The sequence below is a fragment of the Paraburkholderia phymatum genome, from assembly GCF_040965635.1.
GTDB classification, from domain to species: Bacteria; Pseudomonadota; Gammaproteobacteria; order Burkholderiales; family Burkholderiaceae; genus Paraburkholderia; species Paraburkholderia phymatum_B.
Genome location: NZ_JBFRCH010000001.1, coordinates 66,168 through 87,761, shown reverse-complemented (window position 1 = coordinate 87,761; position 21,594 = coordinate 66,168). Strand labels below are relative to the sequence as shown.

Genomic DNA, 21,594 nt, shown 5'->3' with positions numbered 1-21,594 from the left:
AAAAAGCAAACGGGCCGTTGCGCCACTTTCGATGCGACAACAGCCCGTCATGGCTCCGCGCGCGATACGCTGCGCGCAAGAGCCGATCCCGCTACCGATCCCACTACTCAGCCCAGTTTCTTCCTCAGCAACTCATTGACCTGCTGGGGATTCGCCTTGCCCTTGGTCGCCTTCATCGCCTGACCGATCAGCGCGTTGAACGCTTTCTCCTTGCCCGCGCGGAATTCTTCAACCGACTTCTGGTTCGCGGCGAGCACTTCGTCGATGATCGCTTCGAGCGCCCCCGTATCCGAAATCTGCTTGAGCCCCTTCGCTTCGATGATGCGGTCGGCGGCGGCTTCGTCGGTGGCCTTCTCTTCCCAGATCGAAAGGAAGATTTCCTTCGCGATCTTGTTCGAAATCGTGCCGTCGGCGATACGCTGCAGCACCAACGCGAGCTGCGCGGCCGAAACGGGGCTGTCGGCGATGTCGAGGCCTTCGCGGTTCAGTTGCGACGACACTTCGCCCATCAGCCAGTTCGCCGCGACCTTCGCCTGGGCTTTGTCCTTATCTGCGCCGGCTTTCGCCACCACGGCTTCGTAGTACGCGGCCATCGCCTTGCTCGACGCGACGACGCCGGCATCGTACGAAGTCAGGCCGTACTGCTCGACGAAACGCTTCTGCATCGCCGCGGGCAGCTCCGGCAACTCGCCCTTCACGCGCTCGACCCACGACGCGTCGATCACGAGCGGCATCAGATCGGGATCGGGGAAATAGCGGTAGTCGTGCGCGTCTTCCTTGCTGCGCATCGACCGCGTTTCGCGCTTGTCCGGATCGTACAGACGCGTTTCCTGCACCACGGTGCCGCCATCTTCGATCAGCTCGATCTGACGGCGCACTTCGTACTGGATCGCTTCTTCGAGGAAGCGGAACGAGTTCAGGTTCTTGATCTCGGCACGCGTGCCGAATTCCTTCTGGCCGAACGGACGCACCGACACGTTCGCATCGCAGCGGAACGAGCCTTCCTGCATGTTGCCATCGCAGATGCCGAGCCACACGACGAGACCATGCAACGCCTTCGCATACGCAACGGCTTCAGCAGCGCTGCGCATTTCCGGCTCTGTGACGATTTCGAGCAGCGGTGTGCCGGCGCGATTCAGGTCGATGCCCGTCATGCCCGCGAAGTCTTCGTGCAGCGACTTGCCCGCATCCTCTTCGAGGTGAGCGCGCGTCAGGTTGACGGTCTTTTCATAAGCCGGAACGCCCGCCTTTTCGTTCGCGGGCACCTGGATCGTGATCTGCCCACCCTGCACGACCGGGATCTCATACTGGCTGATCTGATAGCCCTTCGGCAGATCAGGGTAGAAGTAGTTCTTGCGCGCAAAGATGCTGCGCGGCGCGATCGTCGCGTCGATCGCGAGACCGAACTGGATCGCGCGCTCGACGGCGCCCTTGTTCATCACGGGCAGCACGCCCGGCAATGCCAGATCGACGGCGCAGGCCTGCGTGTTGGGCTCGGCGCCGAACTGCGTGGCCGCGCCCGAGAAAATCTTCGAGACTGTCGACAGTTGCGTGTGCGTCTCGAGACCGATGACGACTTCCCATTGTGTTGTCATAACTCAAACTCCCGCCGGCGCCTTGCGATGCCAGTCGGTGACGCGCTGGAACGCGTCCGCCACCTGGAGCATGCGTGCTTCGTTGAAATAGTTGCCGATGATCTGCAAGCCGACGGGACGCTGCGCATTCGCGCCCGCGCCGAAGCCGCACGGCACGCTCATGCCGGGCAGGCCAGCGAGGCTCACCGACAGCGTGTAGATGTCCGCGAGATACATCTGCACAGGGTCGTCGCCCTTCGCGCCGATATCCCACGCGACCGACGGCGCGACGGGGCCCATGATCACATCGCACTTCCTGAACGCTTCCTGGAAGTCCTGCGCGATGATGCGGCGAATCTTCTGCGCCTGCAGGTAGTACGCGTCGTAGTAGCCGTGCGACAGCACATACGTGCCGACCAGAATGCGGCGCTTCACTTCAGGGCCGAAGCCTTCGGCGCGCGACTTCTTGTACATGTCGAGCAGATCGCGATACTCGGTCGCGCGATGGCCGTAGCGCACGCCATCGAAACGCGACAGGTTCGACGACGCTTCCGCCGGGGCGATCACGTAGTAGACGGGAATCGACAGCTCTGTCTTCGGCAGCGACACTTCGACGAGCGTCGCGCCGAGCGCTTCATATTGCTTCAATGCGGCGTCGATGGACGCGCGCACGTCCTCGGCGAGGCCCGCGCCGAAGTACTCCTTCGGCAGGCCGATGCGCAAGCCCGCGAGCGGCTTGCCGGCCGTATCGCCCGAATTACCCGCGCCCTTCCACGTCTGGCCGAGGTAGCGCGTGTAGTCTTCGTGATCGTGCGTGAGGCTCGTCGAATCGCGCTCGTCGAAGCCCGCCATTGCGTTGAGCAGCAACGCGCAGTCCGTGGCCGTCTGCGCCATCGGACCGCCCTGATCGAGCGACGAGGCGAACGCGATCATCCCGTAACGCGACACGCGTCCGTACGTCGGCTTGATGCCCGTGATGCCGGAGAACGACGCGGGCTGACGGATCGAGCCGCCCGTATCCGTGCCCGTCGCGGCGGGCGCGAGGCGCGCGGCGACGGCCGCCGCAGAGCCGCCCGACGAGCCGCCCGGCACGGCCTTGCGATCCCACGGATTCTGCACCGGGCCGAAGTGCGAATTCTCGTTCGACGAGCCCATCGCGAACTCGTCCATATTGGTCTTGCCGACACACACCATGCCCGCGCGCGCGAGACGTTCGACGACGGTTGCATCGAACGGGCTCACGTAGTTTTCGAGCATCTTCGAGCCGGCCGTCGAACGCCAGTTGCGCGTGACGAACACGTCCTTGTGCGCGATGGGCACGCCCGTCAGCGGGCCGGCGTTGCCTGCGGCGAGCTGCGCGTCGGCGGCTTGCGCCTGCGCGAGCGTCTGCTGTTCGTCGACGTGAACGAATGCGTTCAACGCGCCATGGTCTGCGATCCGCTTCAGATACGTCCGCGCCAGTTCGACTGCGGAGCATTGCTTCGCGTCGAGCGCGGCACGCAGTTCGGTCAAGCTTTTCTCATGCATTGCGTTTTTCCTGGAAAGCGCGACGGCGCGATGCGCCGCCGTATTGGCATCCGGCCGCCCGCCGGCAGGCCGGGCCGAAAAATGCGGGACGTGTTGCGCGCGCAACGTCGCACGCGTGACACAGAACCCTGTGCTTAATCACGCCTGCCCGGGCGCTTACTCGATGACCTTCGGCACCAGATACAGGCCGTCCTGCACAGCGGGCGCCGGACGCTGGTATTCATCGCGATTCACGCTTTCGGTGATGGCGTCGTTGCGCAGACGCAGCGCCACGTCTTCGATCTGCTCGATAGGGTGGGCGAGCGGCGCGATACCTGTGGTGTCGACCGCCTGCATCTGCTCGACAAGACCAAAGAAATCGTTGAGCTGCGCGAGCGTGTGCTGGGCGTCGGCATCGGGCAATTCGAGCCGTGCGAGATGGGCGATGCGTTTCACATCGGTCAGGGTCAAGGCCATGCAATCACCGGAATAGTGCGGTCTGCCGCAACGATGAAAAACGATGCTGCGACAGCAGGTTAGGTCATTGGAGCAGGCCCTCGAAATTGGGGCCGGCGACGGCAAAAAGTGCCGTTCGTTTCCTTTAAATCAAGCAAAATTATAAGGTATCATTACGCGTTCGACCCAAACCCGGACCGACTTACCAAGGCCTTTCTGGCATTTTCAGAGATCGCTGAACGACAGATCTGCCGCCTTGCTATAGCCTCCGGTGCGTTTTCCTCGCAGTTTCATGCTTCCACGGCCGCGACGGCTGAACGTGAGGCTGCTAACTTTATTCCGCTGCCGCCCTATGCATACGATGCGAGGCCCGGCCACCAGCGAGACAGGATTTTGAATGTTCGGTTTTTTGCGCAGCTATTTCTCCAACGATCTGGCCATTGACCTCGGCACGGCCAACACGCTCATCTACATGCGTGGCAAAGGTATCGTTCTCGACGAGCCGTCCGTCGTTTCGATTCGCCAGGAAGGCGGCCCGAATGGCAAGAAGACCATTCAGGCAGTCGGCAAGGAAGCAAAGCAGATGCTCGGCAAGGTGCCGGGCAACATCGAGGCGATCCGCCCGATGAAGGACGGCGTGATCGCCGACTTCACCGTGACGGAACAGATGATCAAGCAGTTCATCAAGACCGCGCACGAATCGCGCATGTTCTCGCCGTCGCCGCGCATCATCATCTGCGTGCCGTGCGGCTCGACGCAGGTCGAGCGCCGCGCAATCAAGGAAGCGGCACATGGCGCGGGCGCATCGCAGGTGTACCTGATCGAAGAGCCGATGGCGGCCGCGATCGGCGCGGGTCTGCCGGTGTCGGAAGCGACGGGCTCGATGGTCGTCGATATCGGCGGCGGCACGACGGAAGTCGGCGTGATCTCGCTGGGCGGCATCGTGTACAAGGGCTCGGTGCGCGTCGGCGGCGACAAGTTCGACGAAGCGATCGTCAACTACATCCGCCGCAACTACGGCATGCTGATCGGCGAACAGACGGCCGAAGCCATCAAGAAGGAAATCGGCTCCGCGTTCCCCGGCTCGGAAGTCAAGGAAATGGAAGTGAAGGGCCGCAACCTGTCGGAAGGCATTCCGCGCAGCTTCACCATTTCGAGCAACGAGATTCTCGAAGCACTGACCGATCCGCTGAACCAGATCGTGTCGTCGGTAAAGATCGCGCTGGAGCAGACACCGCCGGAACTGGGCGCCGACATCGCCGAACGCGGCATGATGCTGACGGGTGGCGGCGCGCTGCTGCGCGACCTCGACCGCTTGCTCGCAGAAGAAACCGGCCTGCCCGTGCTGGTCGCCGAAGATCCGCTGACGTGCGTCGTGCGCGGCTCGGGCATGGCGCTCGAACGCATGGACAAGCTCGGCAGCATCTTCTCGTACGAGTAAGCTTGTCAGTCCCCATGTCGGCAACACGCACTGAAAGGCTGGCTCCGCCAGCCTTTGTGCGTTGTGCGCGCAATCTGGCGCGCTGAAGTCTCACCCATTCGCTCACTCCCGGCGACCATGGAATACAGTCCGCCGCCACTATTCAAGCAAGGCCCCTCGGCGCTCGCACGACTGATTTTCTTCGTGCTGGTGGCGCTCGCCCTGCTCATTTCCGACGCGCGCTTCAATACGCTCGAGATCGTTCGCGGCGTGCTCGGCACGGGCTTATATCCGTTGCAGCGCGCGGCGCTCGTGCCGCGTGACATCTTCATGGGCGCCGCCGATCTCGCCGTCACGGGCGCCACGCTGCGCAATGAAAACGCGAGGCTGCGCACGCGCAATCTGCAGTTGTCGCAACAGGCCAACGAGGCCGCGCAGCTCGGCGTTGAAAATACGCATCTGCGCAATCTGTTGCAGCTGTCGCAGAAGATGACGACGCAATCGATTCCCGCCGAAATCCAGTACGACACGCGCGATCCGTTCACGCAGAAAGTCGTGATCGGCCGCGGCTCGCAGCAGGGCATCAAGGGTGGTTCGCCCGTCGTCAACGAAGACGGCGTGATCGGCCAGGTGACGCGCGTGTTCCCGATGCAATCGGAAGTCACGCTGCTCACCGACAAGGATCAGGCCGTGCCCGTGCAAATCGTCCGCACTGGCTTGCGCAGCGTGATCTATGGCACGCCCAAGGGCGACGCGCTCGATCTGCGTTTCGTGCCGATCAGCGCCGACGTGCTCGCAGGCGATGAACTGGTGACGAGCGGTCTCGACGGCGTGTATCCGCCGGGGCTGCCCGTCGCGAAGATCGTGCGCGTCGACAAGCAGGCGGATACGGCTTTCGCGCGCGTGGTCTGCCAGCCGATCGCCCCTGTGCGCGGTGCTCGCGATCTGCTTGTCCTGCACTACGAAACCACCGTGCCGCCGCGTCCCGCCGACGAACCCGATCCGGCCGCCGCCGCGAAGGAAGCGAAAAAGAAGAACGCGAAAGCGCCGGAGAAAGGCAAGCCTGGCGAGAAAGACGCGAAGCCGGCGCAGGCCGCGTCGACGCCCGCAGCGGCGGCTGCGGCAAAACCCGCGTCGTCGGTCAAGCCCGCCGGCAAGGCCACGACCGAGAAGAAGCCAGCCGCCGAAAAGAACGCGAAGCCGCAAGCCGCGCAAGGGGCCCAGCAATGAATCGCCCGCAGTACATCCTGCAGCCCGTCAATCCCTACTTCATCGCCTTCAGCCTGGCCGCCGCGTTCCTGCTGAACATGATGCCGTGGGGACGCCTGATCGGCATACCCGATTTCGTCGCGCTCGTGCTGCTGTTCTGGAACGTGCATCAGCCGCGCAAAGTCGGCATGGGCATCGCGTTCATGCTCGGCCTGTTGATGGATGTCCACAACGCAAGCCTGCTCGGCGAACACGCGCTCGCATACACGCTGCTCTCGTATGGCGCGATCACGATCCATCGCCGCGTGCTGTGGATGCCGATCGGCGTGCAGATTTTCGCCGTGATGCCGCTGCTCGTCGTCGCGCAACTCGTGCCCTTCGTGATCCGCCTGCTGACGGGTGCATCGTTTCCGGGCTGGGGCTATCTGATCGACGGTTTCGTCGAGGCCGCGCTCTGGCCCATCGCGAGCATTCTGCTGTTGATGCCGCAGCGCCGTCCCGCCGATCCGGACGACACGCGCCCCATCTGACCACGCGCCGCCCGCTCGCTGATGAACGCGCCACTGTATTGCCGCCTTCACGATCGTCAGGCGGCGCAACGCGCTTCGCGGCAAGACGAAGCGGCGCCAAGGCCGGCTGCGCGTTGGCGCATGACCGTCGAACTGAATCAAACCGCATAACCGGCAACCCCTGCCCAACCGCATGACCGAATTCAAGGACACCCAGCAGCAGCTCACGAAATTCCGCCTGCGCGTCGCGGCGGCGGGGCTGTTCGTGTTCGTCTGCTTTGGGCTGATTGCATTCCGCTTCCTGTTCCTGCAGGTCTGGCACTACAGCAAGTACTCGCTGCAAGCCGACGAGAACCGCATCTCAGTCGCGCCCATCGTGCCGAACCGCGGCATCATCACGGACCGCAACGGCGTCGTGCTCGCGAGGAACTACTCCGCGTACACGCTCGAAATCACGCCGTCGAAGCTGAACGACTCGCTCGACAACGTGATCGACAATCTGTCGACCGTGGTCAACATCGATGCGCGCGACCGCCGGCGCTTCCGCAAGCTGCTGGAGGACTCGAAGAACTTCGAGAGCCTGCCGATCCGCACGCGCCTCACCGACGACGAAGTCGCGCGCTTCACCGCGCAGCGCTTCCGCTTTCCGGGCGTTGAAGTGCGCGCGCGGCTGTTCCGCCAATATCCGCTCGGGCCGACGGCTGCGCACGTGATCGGCTATATCGGCCGCATTTCGCAGCGCGACCAGGACCGCATCGACGATGCCAGCGATCAGAACGACAGCGATCCCGAGCACTACGATCCGCGCCTCGATGCGAACAACTACAAGGGGACCGACTACATCGGCAAGATCGGCGTCGAGCAGAGCTACGAAACGGAGTTGCACGGCCTGACGGGTTTCGAGGAAGTCGAAGTCACGGCGGGCGGGCGGCCCGTGCGCACGCTCTCGCGCACGCAGGCGACACCGGGCAACAACCTCGTGCTGTCGCTCGATATCGGCTTGCAGCAGGTCGCCGAGCAGGCGTTCGCGGGACGCCGCGGCGCGCTGGTCGCGATCGAACCGTCGACGGGCGACGTGCTCGCGTTCGTGTCGGCGCCGAGCTTCGATCCGAATGCGTTCGTCGACGGCATCGACCAGCAGACCTGGGACGAGCTGAACAACTCACCCGATCACCCGCTGCTCAACCGTCCGCTGCACGGCACCTATCCGCCTGGCTCCACGTACAAGCCGTTCATGGCGCTCGCCGCGCTGACGCTGCACAAGCGCACGCCGCAATGGGGCTTCCAGGACCCGGGCTCGTACACGTTCGGTGGCCACACGTTCCGCAACGACGTGCCGCAAGGCCAAGGCTGGATCGACATGAACCGCGCGATCATGGTGTCGAACGACACGTACTTCTACATGCTCGCGCACGATCTCGGCGTCAATGCGATCGCGAACTTCATGAAGCCGTGGGGCTTCGGCCAGATAACGGGCATCGACATTGCCGGCGAAGCGCGCGGCATCCTGCCTTCGACGGACTGGAAGCGCAAGGCGTACCGCAAGCCCGAGCAGCAGAAATGGTACGAAGGCGAGACGATCAGCCTCGGCATCGGCCAGGGCTACAACTCGTATACGATCCTGCAACTTGCGCACGCGACGGCGACACTCGCGAACAACGCCACCGTCATGAAGCCGCACCTCGTGAAGGAAATCGAGAATCCGATCACCCGTGCGCTGCGCGCCACCGTGCCGAAGGACGACGGACACATCGACGTGAAGCAGTCGGACATCGACGTCATCAAGCGCGGCATGGAAAACGTGACGATGAACCCGTCGGGCACTGCGTACCAGGTGTTCCGCAATGCCGCGTATCTGTCGGCGGGCAAGACGGGGACGGCGCAGGTGTTCTCGCTGCAAGGCCAGAAGTATCACGGTCACGCACTCGCTGAAAATCTGCGCGACCACGCGCTCTTCATCGCGTTCGCGCCCGCCGACAATCCGAAGATCGCGCTCGCGCTGATCGTCGAAAACGGCGGCTGGGGTGCGCAAGCGGCGGGCCCGATCGCGCGTCGCGTGCTCGACTACTACCTCGTCGACCGCGCGAAGCCAGGCGTCGAGGCCGCGGCCGTCACGGCGGCTGCATCAGCGACGGAAGAAACTTCGGCGCCTGTCATTGGCAGCGCACCGCCCGCGCCCAACGGCGAGATTCAGCCTGTGTCGGTCGCGGCGGGCTTCACTGCACTGCCGCTGCCCGTGGGCGCATCGACGCCGCATGCCGCGCCCGCATCGGATGCGTCCGGCGCGAATGCGGCGGGCGTTGGGGCCTCAGGTGCCGTGGCGGCTTCGGCACCGGCTGCGTCGGCTTCAGGGTCGGCAGCTGCACCCGTGCCCGCTTCGGTTGCGAAATCCGCGAAATCCGCCAAGGCGCCGCGCGGCGCGTCGGCAACGGCCGCGCCATCGGCGGCGGCGTCCGTCGCGACATCGACCACGGCTGCGGCCCCCATCAAGGCCTCCGACGCGCGCAAGTCACCACGCAAACCCCGCCCGGCCAGCGAAGCGCGGCCATCCGCCGCTGCGCCATCGCGTAACGACGAATCGCAGGCCGCCCCGCGCGGTCCTGTGTCCGGCGGCATCGACGAGTAAGGAGAAAGGCATGCAAATCGACAAGCGCGCCTGGCTCGATCGCATCAAGAACATGTTCGCGGGCTTCGATCGGCCGCTCGCACTGATCGTATTCCTGCTGCTGTGCGTCGGCATCGTGACGCTCTACAGCGCGAGCATCGACATGCCCGGACGTGTCGAAGACCAGTTGCGCAACATCATCCTGACGTTCGTGCTGATGTGGGTGCTGGCAAACATCCCGCCGACGACGCTGATGCGCTTCGCCGTTCCCATCTACACATTCGGGGTCGCGTTGCTCGTGGCCGTCGCGATGTTCGGCCTGACGCGCAAGGGCGCGAAGCGCTGGATCAATGTCGGGGTGGTGATCCAGCCGTCGGAGATTCTGAAGATCGCGACGCCGCTGATGCTCGCGTGGTACTACCAGCGGCGCGAGAGCAATATCCGCTGGTGGGACTACATCGTCGGTCTGATCATTCTCGCCGTGCCCGTCGGCCTGATTGCGAAGCAGCCCGATCTCGGCACGGCCGTGCTCGTGTTCGCGTCGGGGCTCTTCGTCATCTACTTCGCGGGACTGAGCTTCAAGCTGATCGTCCCCGTGCTGGTTGCGGGCGTGATTGCCGTCGGCGCGATTGCGACTTTCCAGAACAAGATCTGTCAGCCGGAAGTGCAGTGGCCGCTGATGCACGATTATCAGAAGCACCGCATCTGCACGCTGCTCGATCCGACATCCGACCCGCTCGGCAAAGGCTTCCATACGATTCAGGCCGTGATCGCGATCGGCTCGGGCGGGCCGCTCGGCAAGGGCTGGCTGAAAGGCACTCAAGCGCACCTCGAGTTCATTCCCGAGAAGCACACCGACTTCATCTTCGCGGTGTTCGCCGAGGAATTCGGCCTGGCGGGCGGCGTCGTTCTGTTGACGCTCTATATGGCGTTGATCGCACGCGGTCTGTACATCGCTGCGAATGGCGCGACGCTGTTCGGCCGATTACTTGCCGGATCGCTGACGATGGCCTTCTTCACCTACGCGTTCGTGAACATCGGCATGGTGAGCGGGATTCTTCCCGTGGTGGGTGTGCCTTTGCCGTTCATGAGTTACGGCGGCACTGCGCTGACGACGCTCGGTTTTGCGGTTGGTCTCATCATGAACGTCGGGCGGCAGAAGCGTCTGATGCAGAGTTAATCCGCGAGTCCTACGTTCCTATCCGCAAAGCAAAACAGCGCCTGAAAATTGTCAGGCGCTGTTTTTTATTGAGGCTTCGCTTCGTGCGACTCGCGCAGTTGCGCGCTCAGTTGCTGATACTTGAGCCGCGCCGCCGGATCGCCCTGCGCGGCGGCCGCCGCGTAATAGGCGCGCGCCACGTTCAGATTCTGCGGAACACCGTCGCCGCCGCGCTCGTAAAACGAGCCCGTCACATACTGCGCAGTCATGTCGCCGCCCTCGGCCGCCTTCTTGTACCAGACGAACGCCTGCTGGTTATCGCGCGCGGTGCCGCGTCCGTCGAGAAACTGGTTCGCGAGCGCCAGTTCGGCCTGAATGTGCCCTTGCTGCGCCGCCTTCAGAAACCATTGATGCGCCTCCACGGGATCGCGCGTGACGAACTCGCCGTCATCGTACATCTTCCCGTACACGTATTGCGCATGCGACATGTTGGCGTCAGCGGCCTTGCGCAGCCACTTCTTGCCTTCTTCGACATTGACGGGGCCACCTTCGCCGTTGAGCAACATCATCGCGTAGTTGAATTCGGCGAGACGGCTGCCGCGCTGCGCGGCCTTGCGAAACTCGGCGAGCGCCGACGTGAAGTTGCCGGCGTTGTAATCGGCGACGGCCGTTTGCGTTTCCAGATCCGACGCGGGCGGCATCTTGTTCTGCGCATGCGCCGCCGCGCCCGCCGCCAACGCGGTCAATACGACAGCGCGAGCCGCGCAACCTGCTATGCGCGCCGCGCTCAACGACAACAGCTTCATGACCGAACCTCCTGCAATGCCTGTCGCGTGGTGCGCAACAGCCACATTACGTCGGCGGCGAGCGCGATGAAACGAAAGCCTTCCGACCGGTATTGCCGCGCGCTCGCGACATCCATGGCAAAAATGCCCGTCGCGACGCGCGCCCGATGCGCAACATCCAGAATGTGCTTCATCGCGTCCTGAACTTCCGGGTGTTTCGAATCGCCGAGATGACCGAGACTCGCTGCGAGATCCGCCGGCCCGACAAACAGGCAATCGATCCCCGGCGTCGCCGCGATCTGCTCCAGATGCTCGAGCGCGCGCGTCGACTCGATCTGCACGATCGTGGCAATTTGCGCGTTCGCGTTCTGCAAATAGTCGCGTCGCATTCCGTATGCCGCTGCACGAACCGCGCCTGCCACGCCACGCAGGCCGTCCGGTCCTTCCGAAGTCGCATATTGGGTCAGCCGGACGGCATGGGCCGCTTCGTCAGCCGTCTCGATGTTCGGAAACATCAGCGTACGCGCGCCCGCGTCGAGCACGCGCTTGACGAGCCACGGCTCAATGGCGGGCAAGCGAACGACGGGCTCGGTAGGCAGATGCGCTGCCGCAATTGCACGCAATTGTCCCGTCACGTCGATGCTGTCGTTCGGCGCGTGCTCCATATCGATCAGCAGCCAGTCGAAACCGGCGTGCGCGAGCGCTTCGGCGGCGCTGTCGCTGCCGAGCGACAGCCACAAGCCGAAGAGCGGGTCCGGCTCTCTCAGGCGCAGCTTGAGTGGATTCGTGAACGTGCTCATTGCGCGCCTCCGTCGCCGTCGAACGCGGCCGCGGACAGGCTTGAGCGAAAGACTACGCGGCCCGAACGGCCGACGTGAAAGGTATCGTCATTGTGGCGGGCGTGGCGCCCGCTGCAAATCGCGGTGACCGGCATGTCTCGCTCCGTGTGATTATCGAAACGATCATACCTTGACAATAAACCGTCTAGTCGCGGACCACGTCGGCCCAGCAATTCGGCGTCTCATACAGACGTACCTTGTGCAGACGCAGATTGACGCCGTAGTGCGCGTCGTAGACGTTCGCGAGAATCTCGAACGCAACGGCCGCGAGGTTTTCGACGGTCGGAATGCGGTCGAGCACGACCGTCTTGTGACCGGCCATCGAGTCGAGAAAACCGCGCACCTGCGTATCGCCTTCATAGACGAGGAACGCGTGATCCCACTTGTCGACCAGATGCTCGTTCGCGAGCGCCTTCACGTCGGCGAAATCCATCACCATGCCGCGATCCGGCGCGCCTTCCGTTTCGACGAGATCGCCTTGCAGCGTGATTTCGAGCACGTAGCGATGCCCGTGCAGATTACGGCACTGGCTGCGGTGATCTGGAATGCGGTGGCCCGCGTCGAATTCGAGTTTTCGGGTAATCGTCAGCACGGCAAATCAGGGAATGTTCAGGTACTTGTGAGTCTGCATCGACAGACGCCACTGCGGATGGCGCTTGCACCAGTCGATCGCGAGCTTCGTGTTGATGTCGCGCGAAGGGCCGTCCATCGGCTGCACGAGGAAATAGTCGAAGTCGAGCTTCGCGTAGTCGGCGAGGCGCTGGTTCTCCTGCGGCACGACCACTTTCAGTTCGTTGCCTTTGGTCTGCACGAGCGGCGCGTCGGCTTTCGGGCTCACGCAGATCCAGTCGATCGTGTCGAGCACGGGCAGCGAGCCGTTCGTCTCGATGGCGATTTCGAAGCCGGCCGCGTGCAGCGCGTCGACGAACGGCTGATCGATCTGCAACATCGGCTCGCCTCCCGTGCACACCACAAAGCGCTGGCCTTCGCCTTCCGGCCACAGCGAAGCGATCTTCGCGGCCAGTTCTTCGGGCGTGCGGAATTTGCCGCCGTTCTCGCCGTCTGTGCCGACGAAATCGGTATCGCAGAACTTGCACACGGCGTCGGCGCGATCTTCTTCACGGCCCGACCACAGATTGCATCCGGCGAACCGGCAAAACACGGCCGGGCGCCCTGCGTTCGCGCCTTCGCCCTGCAACGTGTAGAAAATTTCCTTGACCGCGTACGTCATGCTGCTTCTGCCTGATGCTCCATGAAGCCTGTTGATCTCTCTTTCGCTTAGGCAGGTTCCGTGACCTGCTCGCCGTTCAGATACGCTTCGTACCCGCGCTTGCGCAAGCGGCACGCAGGGCACTCGCCGCAGCCAAAACCCCACGCATGCAACTCCGAGCGCTCGCCGAGATAGCACGTGTGCGTTTCGATGCGGATCAGTTCGACCAATGCGTCACCGCCCAGCGTATGCGCGAGACGCCACGTGTCGGCCTTGTCGATCCACATCAGCGGCGTCTCCAGCACGAAACGGCTGTCCATGCCGAGATTCAGCGCGACTTGCAGCGCCTTCATCGTGTCGTCGCGGCAATCCGGGTAGCCGGAAAAGTCCGTCTCACACATTCCGCCAACCAGCACGCGCAACCCGCGACGATACGCAATTGCCGCCGCAATCGTCATGAACATCAGATTGCGGCCGGGCACGAACGTGTTCGGCAGGCCATTCGAGGCCGCGTGAATCTCGATGTCGCGCGTCATCGCCGTTTCGCTGATCGAGCCGAGCACGGACAGATCGATCATGTGATCGTCGCCGAGCCGTTCGCCCCACTCGGGGAAGGTGCAGCTCACCGCGCTGCGGAAACCCTCGCGGCATTCCAACTCGACCCGATGCCTTTGCCCGTAGTCGAAGCCCAGCGTTTCGACTGTTTCGTACCGATCCAGCGCCCAGGCGAGACACGTTGCCGAATCCTGCCCACCGGAAAACAGCACCAGGGCGCTACTCTTGGCGTCTTTGCGGGTCACTGCGAAACTCCGTGTATGTTGAATGCCGCGCACAAGCGGTGCCAGGTAGCCTCGCCTTGCGGCACGCGGGCCGGCACAGATGCCGGCTCAAGCAGTATAGGCTGCTGCCTTCACGCGCCAAGCTGCCTGGATCTATACCGCTAATTGTCCGCCAAGGAGTTTCACGCCGCACGATGCCTCGGACCTGAAACGAAAAAGGACTTGCGAAGAACACGTGGCAAGTCCTTGATAAAACATAATTTTATCACGCGGAGCCCGGGCCCGCTCGCGGCCGCCGCGCGATGTTCTGCGGCGAGTCGGCATATCAACCGCACATAGGAAAAGCCCCAGGAATCTTGCGATTTCCTGGGGCCGAATCCTGGTGGCCTGGGGCGGAATCGAACCACCGACACGCGGATTTTCAATCCGCTGCTCTACCAACTGAGCTACCGGGCCAACGAAGAAGCGAGAGTATAGCAAGTGACTTTCTGATTCTCAAGCCCTTCCCGAAAAAACTTCCTGCCGAAATCGCTTCGCCTACTCGCCCTTATTCTTGCCGAGATCGACGCCCAACTGCTTGAGCTTGCGATACAGGTGCGTGCGTTCGAGCCCGGTCTTTTCCGCGACGCGCGTCATGCTGCCGTTCTCGCGCGCGAGGTGATACTCGAAGTACGCACGCTCGAACGCATCGCGTGCGTCACGCAGCGGGATATCGAACGAAATCGACGCCGTCTGTGCCGACAGCATGCCGCCGCCCAGGTTGTCCGCGGACATCATCGGCAGCGCCGCCGCCGATGCCACAGCCGACGCATTCGCCGCCATCGCCGGCTTGGCCGACATGCCGCCCGCGGCGGGAGACGCGCTGCCGCGCGCGAGCCCCTGCTCGACGGCCTTCAGCAGCTTTTGCAGCGCGATCGGCTTTTCGAGGAAGTTGAGCGCGCCGATCTTCGTCGCTTCGACAGCGGTGTCGATGGTCGCGTGGCCCGACATCATGATGACGGGCATCGACAGAAGCGCTTGCGCGGCCCACTCCTTGAGCAGCGTTACGCCATCGGTATCGGGCATCCAGATGTCGAGCAGCACCAGATCGGGTGCCTGACGAAGCCGGTAGTCACGCGCCTCCTGCGCGTTTTCCGCGACGTCCACGACATGTCCCTCGTCGCTCAGGATCTCCGAGAGCAATTCCCGGATGCCCATTTCATCATCTACCACCAGGATGGTTGCCATTTACGCTGCCCTTGTCTGCACTGTTGCTTTTGTCTTTCCCTGCGGCGCGCTGCCATGCGCCGCCTGCGGCCCGCTTCCAGGCGCCGCAGCATTGTTATCTGCGAGTTGAAGGAAGAGGATGGAAATTTGCGCGCCTTCGATTACGTCGCCCGCTTTCAGACGATTGCGTATATCGATTCGTGCGCCGTGTTCATCGACGATCTTCTTGACCATGGCAAGTCCGAGACCTGTACCTTTGGCTTTGGTCGTCACATAAGGTTCGAACGCGCGCGTGAGAATGCGCGCGGGGAAGCCCGGACCGTTGTCCGACACGGTCAATCGCACCGCGACGCTCACTTTGCCGTCCGCATCGGGATCGCCATATTCTACTGTCCTCGTCTCGAGCAACACACGGGGGTGCTCGACATCGGCGACAGCATCCTGCGCGTTCTGCAGCAGGTTATGGATCACCTGACGCAATTGCGTCGCGTCTCCGCGTATAACGGGCAAGTCCGCCATTTCGACGACAATCGCGCTCTTGCCCTCTTCGATTCCGTACAGCGTGAGCACTTCGCTCACGAGTTCGTTCAGTTGCAGATTCGCGAGCACGGCTGGCGGCGTGCGCGCATAGTCGCGGAAATCGTCGACCATCTGCTTCATCGCCGCGACCTGATTCACGATTGTAGTAGCGCCACGTTTCAACACTTCGGCATCCGACGGCGCGAGCTTGTCGGAGAGCTTCATCTGCAAGCGCTCGGCGGAAAGCTGGATCGGCGTCAATGGATTCTTGATCTCGTGCGCGAGACGCCGCGCGACTTCGCCCCATGCGATCGAACGCTGCGCGGAGATCACATCGGAAATATCGTCGAACACGACGACATAGCCAGACGTCTCTTCATCGTCGCTGTCGTTGCCCGCCGCCGACACGAGCCGCGCGCCGCGCGCAAGCAGCGTCAGCGGATCGGCTTCGCCCGGTATTTGCAGGGCCATCTGCTGCTGCCAGTGTCCCGTGTCGTCCTGATCGCCGCCTGCCGCTTCGAGATCGGCAAACGCCTTGCGCACCATCGAGCCGAATTCGCTCAACACGCCGATGCGATCGAGCGACGAACCGAGCATCGACGCGAACGGCTGGCGGAAGATGCGCTCCGCGCCTCGATTGACCGTCATCAAACGAAACTGCCTGTCGAACACGAACACGCCCGCCGTCAGGTTCGCAAGAATGCTTTCGAGGTAAGCCTTCGAATGTTCGAGCGCGACGCGGTTGGCCTCGACGGCTGCGCGCGCTTCCGACAACTGGCGCGTCATCGCGTTGAACGACTGCGTGAGGAAGCCGAGTTCGTCGCGCGACTTGATTTCGCGCTTCGGCGTGTAGTCGCCTTCCGTCACTTCTTTCGTGCCCTGCGCGAGCAGAAAGAGCGGCCGCGCAAGCTGATTGCCGAGCGCGAGCGCAAGCATCATCGCGATGAAGGTCGCGAGAAAGAGCGCGAGCGTCAGCGTGCCGATGTACATCTTGCGCAAGCCCGTGCGCCCGATCGCCTTCTCCTGGTACTCGCGATACGCGCGCTGCACGGCATCCGCATTGCGCGCCAATGTCTGCGAAACCGGCTGCGTGAGTTGCAGGAAGCGCTCGTTGGGCTGCAGCAGCGACGCGTTGGTGTCGGGAATGCGCTGCACGATACGCAGACGCAATGCGCCCTTTGCGCCGCGCGCCTTGGGGTCGCCGTCCACTTCGCCTTCGATCGACGCGAAGCCGCGGCCGCGCGCCTGATCGATCATCATCGGCGTGGGCAGGTCGCTCGGCACGAGCGATGCATAGTTGCTCGTCGCCTGCGCGACGACGTGCATGTCCGGCGCCGCGCCCGACATGCTGCGCGCCGGCTCGACGATCGTCGCGTCCTGCACGCCGAACTGATCGCGCAGACGCAAAAGCGTGAGCGTCGTCCCTGCGGAATCGGCACTCGCGAGCTGCTCGGCCATCAGACGGCCCTTCGTCTGCAGATCGGACAGCGATGCGTCGAGCATCCCGCGTCCGAGATTCAGCCCGGATGTGAGCGCGGTTTCGACATTCACGTCGAACCATGACTCGATACTGCGCGACACGAACTGATACGACACGATGTAAATGATGCCGCCCGGCACCACGCCGACGAGCGCGAAGAAGAACGCGAGCTTCGCGAGCAGCCTCGTGCCGAATTTGCCCTTGCGTAATCGCGTGACGATGATCACCACGAGCACCGCGACGATCAGCATGAAGATCAGCGCAACCACGACATTGGCCGCGTAGAGCCAGCCGTAATAGCGGTCGAAGAACTCGGTGTTCGCGCTCGCCGCCGCGAGCAGCACGAGCAGCAGGACGGCCGTGACGGCCACCGTCGACACGAGCAACCGGACGACGACGCTGCTGACACTGGTGGCGCGGCGCACTTTATTTAGCACGTTCGGTCACCGTGAAAGTAAAACGCTTCCAGTCGGAAGCAAGGTTCCAGTCGCGGTTGTTGACCGCGTCGATCTGGAACGGCTTGGGCATCAATGCGATATCGAGCTGCATGCGCACCGATGCGTTGTACGTTTCTCCCGCATGAACCTGGTTGCGATCGATCACATGCCACGACGTGACATGCTTGATGACGGCCAGCGCCTCGTTGAGCGAGGCGAAGCCGAGTTGCAGGCCGCCCGTCGATACGCGGTACTCGCGCGTGAGCGGCTGGAACGATAGTCGAATGCTTTGCGATACGCTCACCGGTTGTTCATCGAACCAGTACCAGCGCGGCCGGCTCAGTTCGAAGTCCGTTGTGAAGTAAAGCGGTATGCCCTTGTTGACGGCATCTTCGAGATTGCTGTTCAACTCGAAGTCGAAGCGCGCGTCGAGGCTCCACCCGCTGCCGTCGGATTGCAGGGACGCACGTTGCACGGCGATCGATTCGGCACGCGCCGGTCCGGCTGCCGTCAGGCAAAGGGCCAGCGCAATCCAGAGCGCGGCCGCAAGCCGTAGCGGAAGGAAGCGTTTGATGATCACCGTTTCTGAAAGCGCGCGTAGAAGAATCCGTCGTGGTCTAAGCTCGAACCAGTGCTTTGTCCGGCGCGGGAACCAGCCGAAACGTCGGCGGGCGCGCGGGCGACTGCTGGGAGCAGTTGCCCCGGCGCGTCCAATCGTACCGCATCCGCGTGTCGGTTTCCAAACCACTGGGCCTGCAACTCGCCTTCTTCGGGAAAGATCGAGCACGTAACGTACAGCAATTCGCCGCCCGGTCTGACGAGCGGCCACAGCGCTTCGAGAATGCGGCGCTGTTCTTCGACGAGCGCGGGAATATCCGACGCGCGTCGCAGCCAGCGAATGTCCGGATGACGACGCACGATGCCCGACGCGGAGCACGGCACGTCGGCGAGAATGCGATCGAATGGCTGATCGGCGGCGTCATGCCATTGCGTGGGATTGCCTGCATCGCCGATGCGCACATGAGCGTTCAGCTTCAGACGCTGCAGGTTTTCGCCGATACGCCGCGCCCGCGTCGCGTCGCTTTCGAGCGCGATCAGGTCGATGTTCGCGAGTTCGAGCAGATGTCCCGTCTTGCCACCGGGCGCGGCGCACGCATCGAGCACGCGCATGCCGTCGCGCACGCCGAGCCATTGCGCCGCGAGCTGCGCACCCGCGTCCTGCACGGAGACCACGCCTTCGTTGAAGCCCGGAATGCGATCGACGGGCATCGGCGCGTCGAGACGAACAGCGTGATCGCCAATCTGCGTCGCCGGAATCTGATGCTCGCGCAACGTTTGCAGATACGCATCGACCGTCGCGTGACGCGCATTCACGCGCAGCGTCAGCGGGCCCTGGCAGTTGCCGGCGGTGAGGATGTCTTGCCACGCATCGGGCCACGCTTTGCGAACGGCGTCGATCCACCAGACGGGGTAGTTCCAGCGCGCGACTTCAACGTTCTGCGCGTCGGCCAGCCGCGTTTCGCGCTCACGCAAAAAATTGCGCAGCACCGCGTTGACCAGCCCCTTCGCGAACGCAAACTCGCGCCGCGCGCCGATCGCATTCACCGCCTGATCGACGACCGTGAACGGCGCGTAGGCAGCGTTGCTCTCTTCATCGACTAGCAACGCGAGCGCACAGACCAGCACGTGTCCGACATGCGGCGGCGGGGCCTTGCGCACGAGTTTCGCGACCAGCCATTCGGCGGTGCCGAGCCGGCGCATCGTCCGGTAAGCGATGTCTTGCACGGCGCCACGCGATGCCGCCGCGACACCTTCCGGCAGCGACATGAAAATCGAATGCAGGGCTGCGGGCAGTGCCGCGCCCTGGCGAACTGCGCCGACTGCCTGGGCTGCGCAGTCGAGCGCGAAGCCGAGCGATTCTGGCGCGAGATGCAACGTCGACAGACGGGTGTCGCGCGAACGCGGCGGCAAAATGGGACGATGAGAAGGCTTTCGGGTCATGAAGAGGCGGGAAACGGGCGCTTACGGAGGGTGTCGCGCAAACGCCACATTGTAGCGTGACGCCGACGGGGGACTGGCGCGCGGCCTTCGATGGCCTTTGAATGCCCGTCTTTTCCCGATCGAGCCTTTTTCAGCGATGGCGCGGATTTCGAGCCAGAAAGAAACAGGGGCGAGTCTCCTCGCCCCTGTTTGCGCTTCCGTCGCGGGATGCCTGGCAGAACGATGCGGGCGCGCTTAGTCGAAGCGCCCCGTGCGTGCCATCTCCATCAGGCGCGCGATGCGCTCCTCGGTGGACGGGTGCGTCGAGAATAGGTTCTGGATGCCGCCGCCCGACAGCGGATTCATGATCATCATCTGCGCGGTGGCCGGGTGCGCCTCGGCCGTCGGGAACGGGATGCCGTTCGCATAGCGGTGAATCTTGTCGAGCGCCGACGCGAGCGCCTGAGGGTCGCCCGAAATCTGCGCGCCGCCACGGTCCGCCTCGAACTCGCGCGCCCGCGAAATCGCCATCTGGATCAGCGCGCCCGCGATCGGCGCGAGAAGCGCGACGGCGATGCTCGCGATCGGGTTTGCCGGACGGCCATTCTCGTCGCGACCGCCGAAGAACATTGCAAAGTTCGCCAGTGCTGAAATCGCGCCTGCCATCGTTGCCGAAATGGTCGAGATCAGGATGTCGCGGTGCTTCACGTGCGAGAGTTCGTGCGCCATCACGCCGCGCATTTCACGCTCCGACAGCGCGCGCAGAATACCCGTCGTCGCGGCCACGGCGGCGTGTTCGGGATTGCGGCCCGTCGCGAACGCATTGGGTTGTTCTTCGTCGATCAGGTAGACGCGCGGCATCGGCAGATTGGCGCGCGTCGCCAGGTCGCGAACCATCCGGTAGAACTGCGGCGCGCTCGTTTCGTCCACTTCCTGCGCGTTGTACATGCGCAAGACCATCTTGTCCGAAAACCAGTACGAAAAGAAATTCATCCCGAGCGCGATCAGCAACGCGAGCATCATGCCGCGCTGGCCGCCGATCATGCCGCCGATCACGATGAAGAGCGCCGTGATTGCGGCCATCAGCATCGCGGTTTTAACCCAGTTGAACATATCCAGAACTCCTTGCCCGTCACGCGGTTCTTTATTGGTGCCGCCAATTTGCGGCGAACGATTGTAAGCGAACTGTTAGATATGGACGGGCGGGAAAAATTCAATCACCGCGTTGCCGTGGCGAGCTTGATGCCAAGCCCCACGAATGCACTGCCGACGCCGCGATCCAGCCACTTCTTGACGCCCGGCTTACCGGAGAACTTGCGCGTGACGCTGCCCGCAATCCACGCGACAAAGCTGTTCCACACCATGCTCATCACGACGAAAACGACGCCGAGCGTGAGAAACGCGAAGGTCTTGTGATCGCTGCCTGCGGACACAAATTGCGGAAAGAACGACACGAAGAACAGCACGACCTTCGGGTTCAGTACGTTGGTCCAGAATCCTTGCAGGAAAAGCTGGCGCAGCGACTTCGGCGCGCCGGTCGCGCGCGCAGCGCCCACGGCCTCGGCAGCTTCCGGCTTCGTCAGGATGAGCCGAACGCCAAGGTAGATCAGGTAGATCGCGCCAACGAACTTGATCACGGTGAATGCCGTCGCGGACGCGGCCAGCAGCGCTGTCAGCCCGAATGCGCAGGCGAGCGAGTGCACGCAACACCCCGCCGAAATGCCCAGCGCCGACATCAGCCCCGCGCCGCGCCCTTGCGCGACGCTTCGGCCGACGATGTAAGCGGTGTCGGGGCCGGGCGTGACGTTGAGCAGAAAAACGGCGGCGATGAAGAACTCGAAATGGGTGATGCCGAACATGGAAACCTCTTCAGGCAGGGTTGCATCGAAGATTCTAACGCGCCACAGGAAGTCGGCGTGAC

At 63.3% G+C, this 21,594-nt stretch carries 20 protein-coding genes and 1 tRNA gene; 5 read left to right on the top strand and 16 right to left on the bottom strand.

Annotation, left to right across the window (positions count from 1 at the left end; translation table 11 throughout):
* Window positions 1-107: 107 nt before the first annotated feature.
* From gatB to gatC, 3 genes are all read right to left on the bottom strand, one after another.
* The gene (gatB, locus tag AB4Y32_RS00425) at window positions 108-1,595 is read right to left on the bottom strand and encodes an Asp-tRNA(Asn)/Glu-tRNA(Gln) amidotransferase subunit GatB (protein ID WP_368719458.1); all 1,488 of its coding nucleotides are present in this window, start codon (window positions 1,593-1,595) and stop codon (window positions 108-110) included.
* Between the two features lie 3 nt (window positions 1,596-1,598).
* On the bottom strand, window positions 1,599-3,101 hold the full coding sequence (gatA, locus tag AB4Y32_RS00420; RefSeq protein ID WP_368719457.1) for an Asp-tRNA(Asn)/Glu-tRNA(Gln) amidotransferase subunit GatA: 1,503 nt from the start codon (window positions 3,099-3,101) through the stop codon (window positions 1,599-1,601).
* Between the two features lie 156 nt (window positions 3,102-3,257).
* Window positions 3,258-3,557, bottom strand: coding sequence for an Asp-tRNA(Asn)/Glu-tRNA(Gln) amidotransferase subunit GatC (gene gatC / locus AB4Y32_RS00415; RefSeq protein WP_368719456.1), 300 nt, complete (start codon window positions 3,555-3,557; stop codon window positions 3,258-3,260).
* A gap of 376 nt (window positions 3,558-3,933) precedes the next feature.
* On the opposite strand from gatC, the gene AB4Y32_RS00410 reads away from it, so the two are divergent.
* From AB4Y32_RS00410 to rodA, 5 genes are all read left to right on the top strand, one after another.
* Window positions 3,934-4,977, top strand: coding sequence for a rod shape-determining protein (locus AB4Y32_RS00410; RefSeq protein WP_004189550.1), 1,044 nt, complete (start codon window positions 3,934-3,936; stop codon window positions 4,975-4,977).
* Between the two features lie 117 nt (window positions 4,978-5,094).
* Window positions 5,095-6,186 (top strand): rod shape-determining protein MreC, encoded by a 1,092-nt coding sequence (mreC, locus tag AB4Y32_RS00405; RefSeq protein WP_368719455.1) that lies wholly within the window; start codon window positions 5,095-5,097, stop codon window positions 6,184-6,186.
* Window positions 6,183-6,695, top strand: coding sequence for a rod shape-determining protein MreD (mreD, locus tag AB4Y32_RS00400; protein WP_152760463.1), 513 nt, complete (start codon window positions 6,183-6,185; stop codon window positions 6,693-6,695). Before mreC ends, mreD begins: the two co-directional genes overlap by 4 nt.
* A 172-nt stretch (window positions 6,696-6,867) precedes the next feature.
* Window positions 6,868-9,300 (top strand): penicillin-binding protein 2, encoded by a 2,433-nt coding sequence (mrdA, locus tag AB4Y32_RS00395; protein WP_368719454.1) that lies wholly within the window; start codon window positions 6,868-6,870, stop codon window positions 9,298-9,300.
* A 10-nt stretch (window positions 9,301-9,310) separates the two neighbouring features.
* A complete protein-coding gene (rodA, locus tag AB4Y32_RS00390; protein ID WP_368719453.1) occupies window positions 9,311-10,459 on the top strand; it encodes a rod shape-determining protein RodA in 1,149 nt (382 codons plus the stop codon).
* Between the two features lie 65 nt (window positions 10,460-10,524).
* Here the strand turns inward: rodA and AB4Y32_RS00385 are convergent, their stop codons facing one another.
* The 13 genes from AB4Y32_RS00385 to AB4Y32_RS00325 form a co-directional block, all read right to left on the bottom strand.
* Window positions 10,525-11,244, bottom strand: a complete 720-nt coding sequence (locus tag AB4Y32_RS00385; protein WP_368719452.1) for a tetratricopeptide repeat protein — start codon at window positions 11,242-11,244, stop codon at window positions 10,525-10,527.
* Window positions 11,241-12,023 carry an HpcH/HpaI aldolase/citrate lyase family protein gene (locus tag AB4Y32_RS00380; RefSeq protein ID WP_368719451.1) on the bottom strand — a complete coding sequence of 261 codons (783 nt, stop codon included), beginning with the start codon at window positions 12,021-12,023 and terminating at the stop codon, window positions 11,241-11,243. Before AB4Y32_RS00380 ends, AB4Y32_RS00385 begins: the two co-directional genes overlap by 4 nt.
* Entirely contained in the window at window positions 12,020-12,157 is a 138-nt protein-coding gene (locus AB4Y32_RS00375) for a hypothetical protein (protein WP_368719450.1), read from the bottom strand. The genes AB4Y32_RS00380 and AB4Y32_RS00375 overlap by 4 nt, the downstream gene beginning before the upstream one ends.
* A gap of 50 nt (window positions 12,158-12,207) precedes the next feature.
* Window positions 12,208-12,651, bottom strand: coding sequence for a 6-carboxytetrahydropterin synthase QueD (queD, locus tag AB4Y32_RS00370; RefSeq protein WP_090863571.1), 444 nt, complete (start codon window positions 12,649-12,651; stop codon window positions 12,208-12,210).
* 9 nt (window positions 12,652-12,660) lie between these two features.
* Window positions 12,661-13,293, bottom strand: a complete 633-nt coding sequence (queE, locus tag AB4Y32_RS00365) for a 7-carboxy-7-deazaguanine synthase (RefSeq protein ID WP_368719449.1) — start codon at window positions 13,291-13,293, stop codon at window positions 12,661-12,663.
* A 47-nt stretch (window positions 13,294-13,340) separates the two neighbouring features.
* Complete coding sequence (queC, locus tag AB4Y32_RS00360) at window positions 13,341-14,072, bottom strand: 7-cyano-7-deazaguanine synthase QueC (protein ID WP_368719448.1); 732 nt, start codon at window positions 14,070-14,072, stop codon at window positions 13,341-13,343.
* 359 nt (window positions 14,073-14,431) lie between these two features.
* Window positions 14,432-14,507 (bottom strand) — tRNA-Phe (locus AB4Y32_RS00355).
* An 81-nt stretch (window positions 14,508-14,588) separates the two neighbouring features.
* Window positions 14,589-15,278 (bottom strand): response regulator transcription factor EsaR, encoded by a 690-nt coding sequence (esaR, locus tag AB4Y32_RS00350; RefSeq protein ID WP_368719447.1) that lies wholly within the window; start codon window positions 15,276-15,278, stop codon window positions 14,589-14,591.
* Window positions 15,279-17,693 carry a sensor histidine kinase gene (locus AB4Y32_RS00345; RefSeq protein ID WP_368719446.1) on the bottom strand — a complete coding sequence of 805 codons (2,415 nt, stop codon included), beginning with the start codon at window positions 17,691-17,693 and terminating at the stop codon, window positions 15,279-15,281.
* Complete coding sequence (locus tag AB4Y32_RS00340; RefSeq protein ID WP_087732236.1) at window positions 17,683-18,273, bottom strand: DUF4390 domain-containing protein; 591 nt, start codon at window positions 18,271-18,273, stop codon at window positions 17,683-17,685. Before AB4Y32_RS00340 ends, AB4Y32_RS00345 begins: the two co-directional genes overlap by 11 nt.
* On the bottom strand, window positions 18,270-19,694 hold the full coding sequence (gene rsmB, locus AB4Y32_RS00335) for a 16S rRNA (cytosine(967)-C(5))-methyltransferase RsmB (RefSeq protein WP_368719445.1): 1,425 nt from the start codon (window positions 19,692-19,694) through the stop codon (window positions 18,270-18,272). Before rsmB ends, AB4Y32_RS00340 begins: the two co-directional genes overlap by 4 nt.
* 234 nt (window positions 19,695-19,928) lie before the next feature.
* A complete protein-coding gene (gene htpX, locus AB4Y32_RS00330; protein WP_368719444.1) occupies window positions 19,929-20,786 on the bottom strand; it encodes a zinc metalloprotease HtpX in 858 nt (285 codons plus the stop codon).
* Window positions 20,787-20,890: 104 nt separating this feature from the next.
* The gene (locus AB4Y32_RS00325; RefSeq protein ID WP_368719443.1) at window positions 20,891-21,532 is read right to left on the bottom strand and encodes a LysE family translocator; all 642 of its coding nucleotides are present in this window, start codon (window positions 21,530-21,532) and stop codon (window positions 20,891-20,893) included.
* Window positions 21,533-21,594: the final 62 nt, after the last annotated feature.

Coding starts and splice junctions, on each gene's coding strand:
- gatB (WP_368719458.1), bottom strand. CDS start 1,595: ATGACAACACAATGGGAAGTCGTCATCGGTCTCGAGACGCACACGCAA.
- gatA (WP_368719457.1), bottom strand. CDS start 3,101: ATGCATGAGAAAAGCTTGACCGAACTGCGTGCCGCGCTCGACGCGAAG.
- gatC (WP_368719456.1), bottom strand. CDS start 3,557: ATGGCCTTGACCCTGACCGATGTGAAACGCATCGCCCATCTCGCACGG.
- AB4Y32_RS00410 (WP_004189550.1), top strand. CDS start 3,934: ATGTTCGGTTTTTTGCGCAGCTATTTCTCCAACGATCTGGCCATTGAC.
- mreC (WP_368719455.1), top strand. CDS start 5,095: ATGGAATACAGTCCGCCGCCACTATTCAAGCAAGGCCCCTCGGCGCTC.
- mreD (WP_152760463.1), top strand. CDS start 6,183: ATGAATCGCCCGCAGTACATCCTGCAGCCCGTCAATCCCTACTTCATC.
- mrdA (WP_368719454.1), top strand. CDS start 6,868: ATGACCGAATTCAAGGACACCCAGCAGCAGCTCACGAAATTCCGCCTG.
- rodA (WP_368719453.1), top strand. CDS start 9,311: ATGCAAATCGACAAGCGCGCCTGGCTCGATCGCATCAAGAACATGTTC.
- AB4Y32_RS00385 (WP_368719452.1), bottom strand. CDS start 11,244: ATGAAGCTGTTGTCGTTGAGCGCGGCGCGCATAGCAGGTTGCGCGGCT.
- AB4Y32_RS00380 (WP_368719451.1), bottom strand. CDS start 12,023: ATGAGCACGTTCACGAATCCACTCAAGCTGCGCCTGAGAGAGCCGGAC.
- AB4Y32_RS00375 (WP_368719450.1), bottom strand. CDS start 12,157: ATGCCGGTCACCGCGATTTGCAGCGGGCGCCACGCCCGCCACAATGAC.
- queE (WP_368719449.1), bottom strand. CDS start 13,293: ATGACGTACGCGGTCAAGGAAATTTTCTACACGTTGCAGGGCGAAGGC.
- esaR (WP_368719447.1), bottom strand. CDS start 15,278: ATGGCAACCATCCTGGTGGTAGATGATGAAATGGGCATCCGGGAATTG.
- rsmB (WP_368719445.1), bottom strand. CDS start 19,694: ATGACCCGAAAGCCTTCTCATCGTCCCATTTTGCCGCCGCGTTCGCGC.
- htpX (WP_368719444.1), bottom strand. CDS start 20,786: ATGTTCAACTGGGTTAAAACCGCGATGCTGATGGCCGCAATCACGGCG.
- AB4Y32_RS00325 (WP_368719443.1), bottom strand. CDS start 21,532: ATGTTCGGCATCACCCATTTCGAGTTCTTCATCGCCGCCGTTTTTCTG.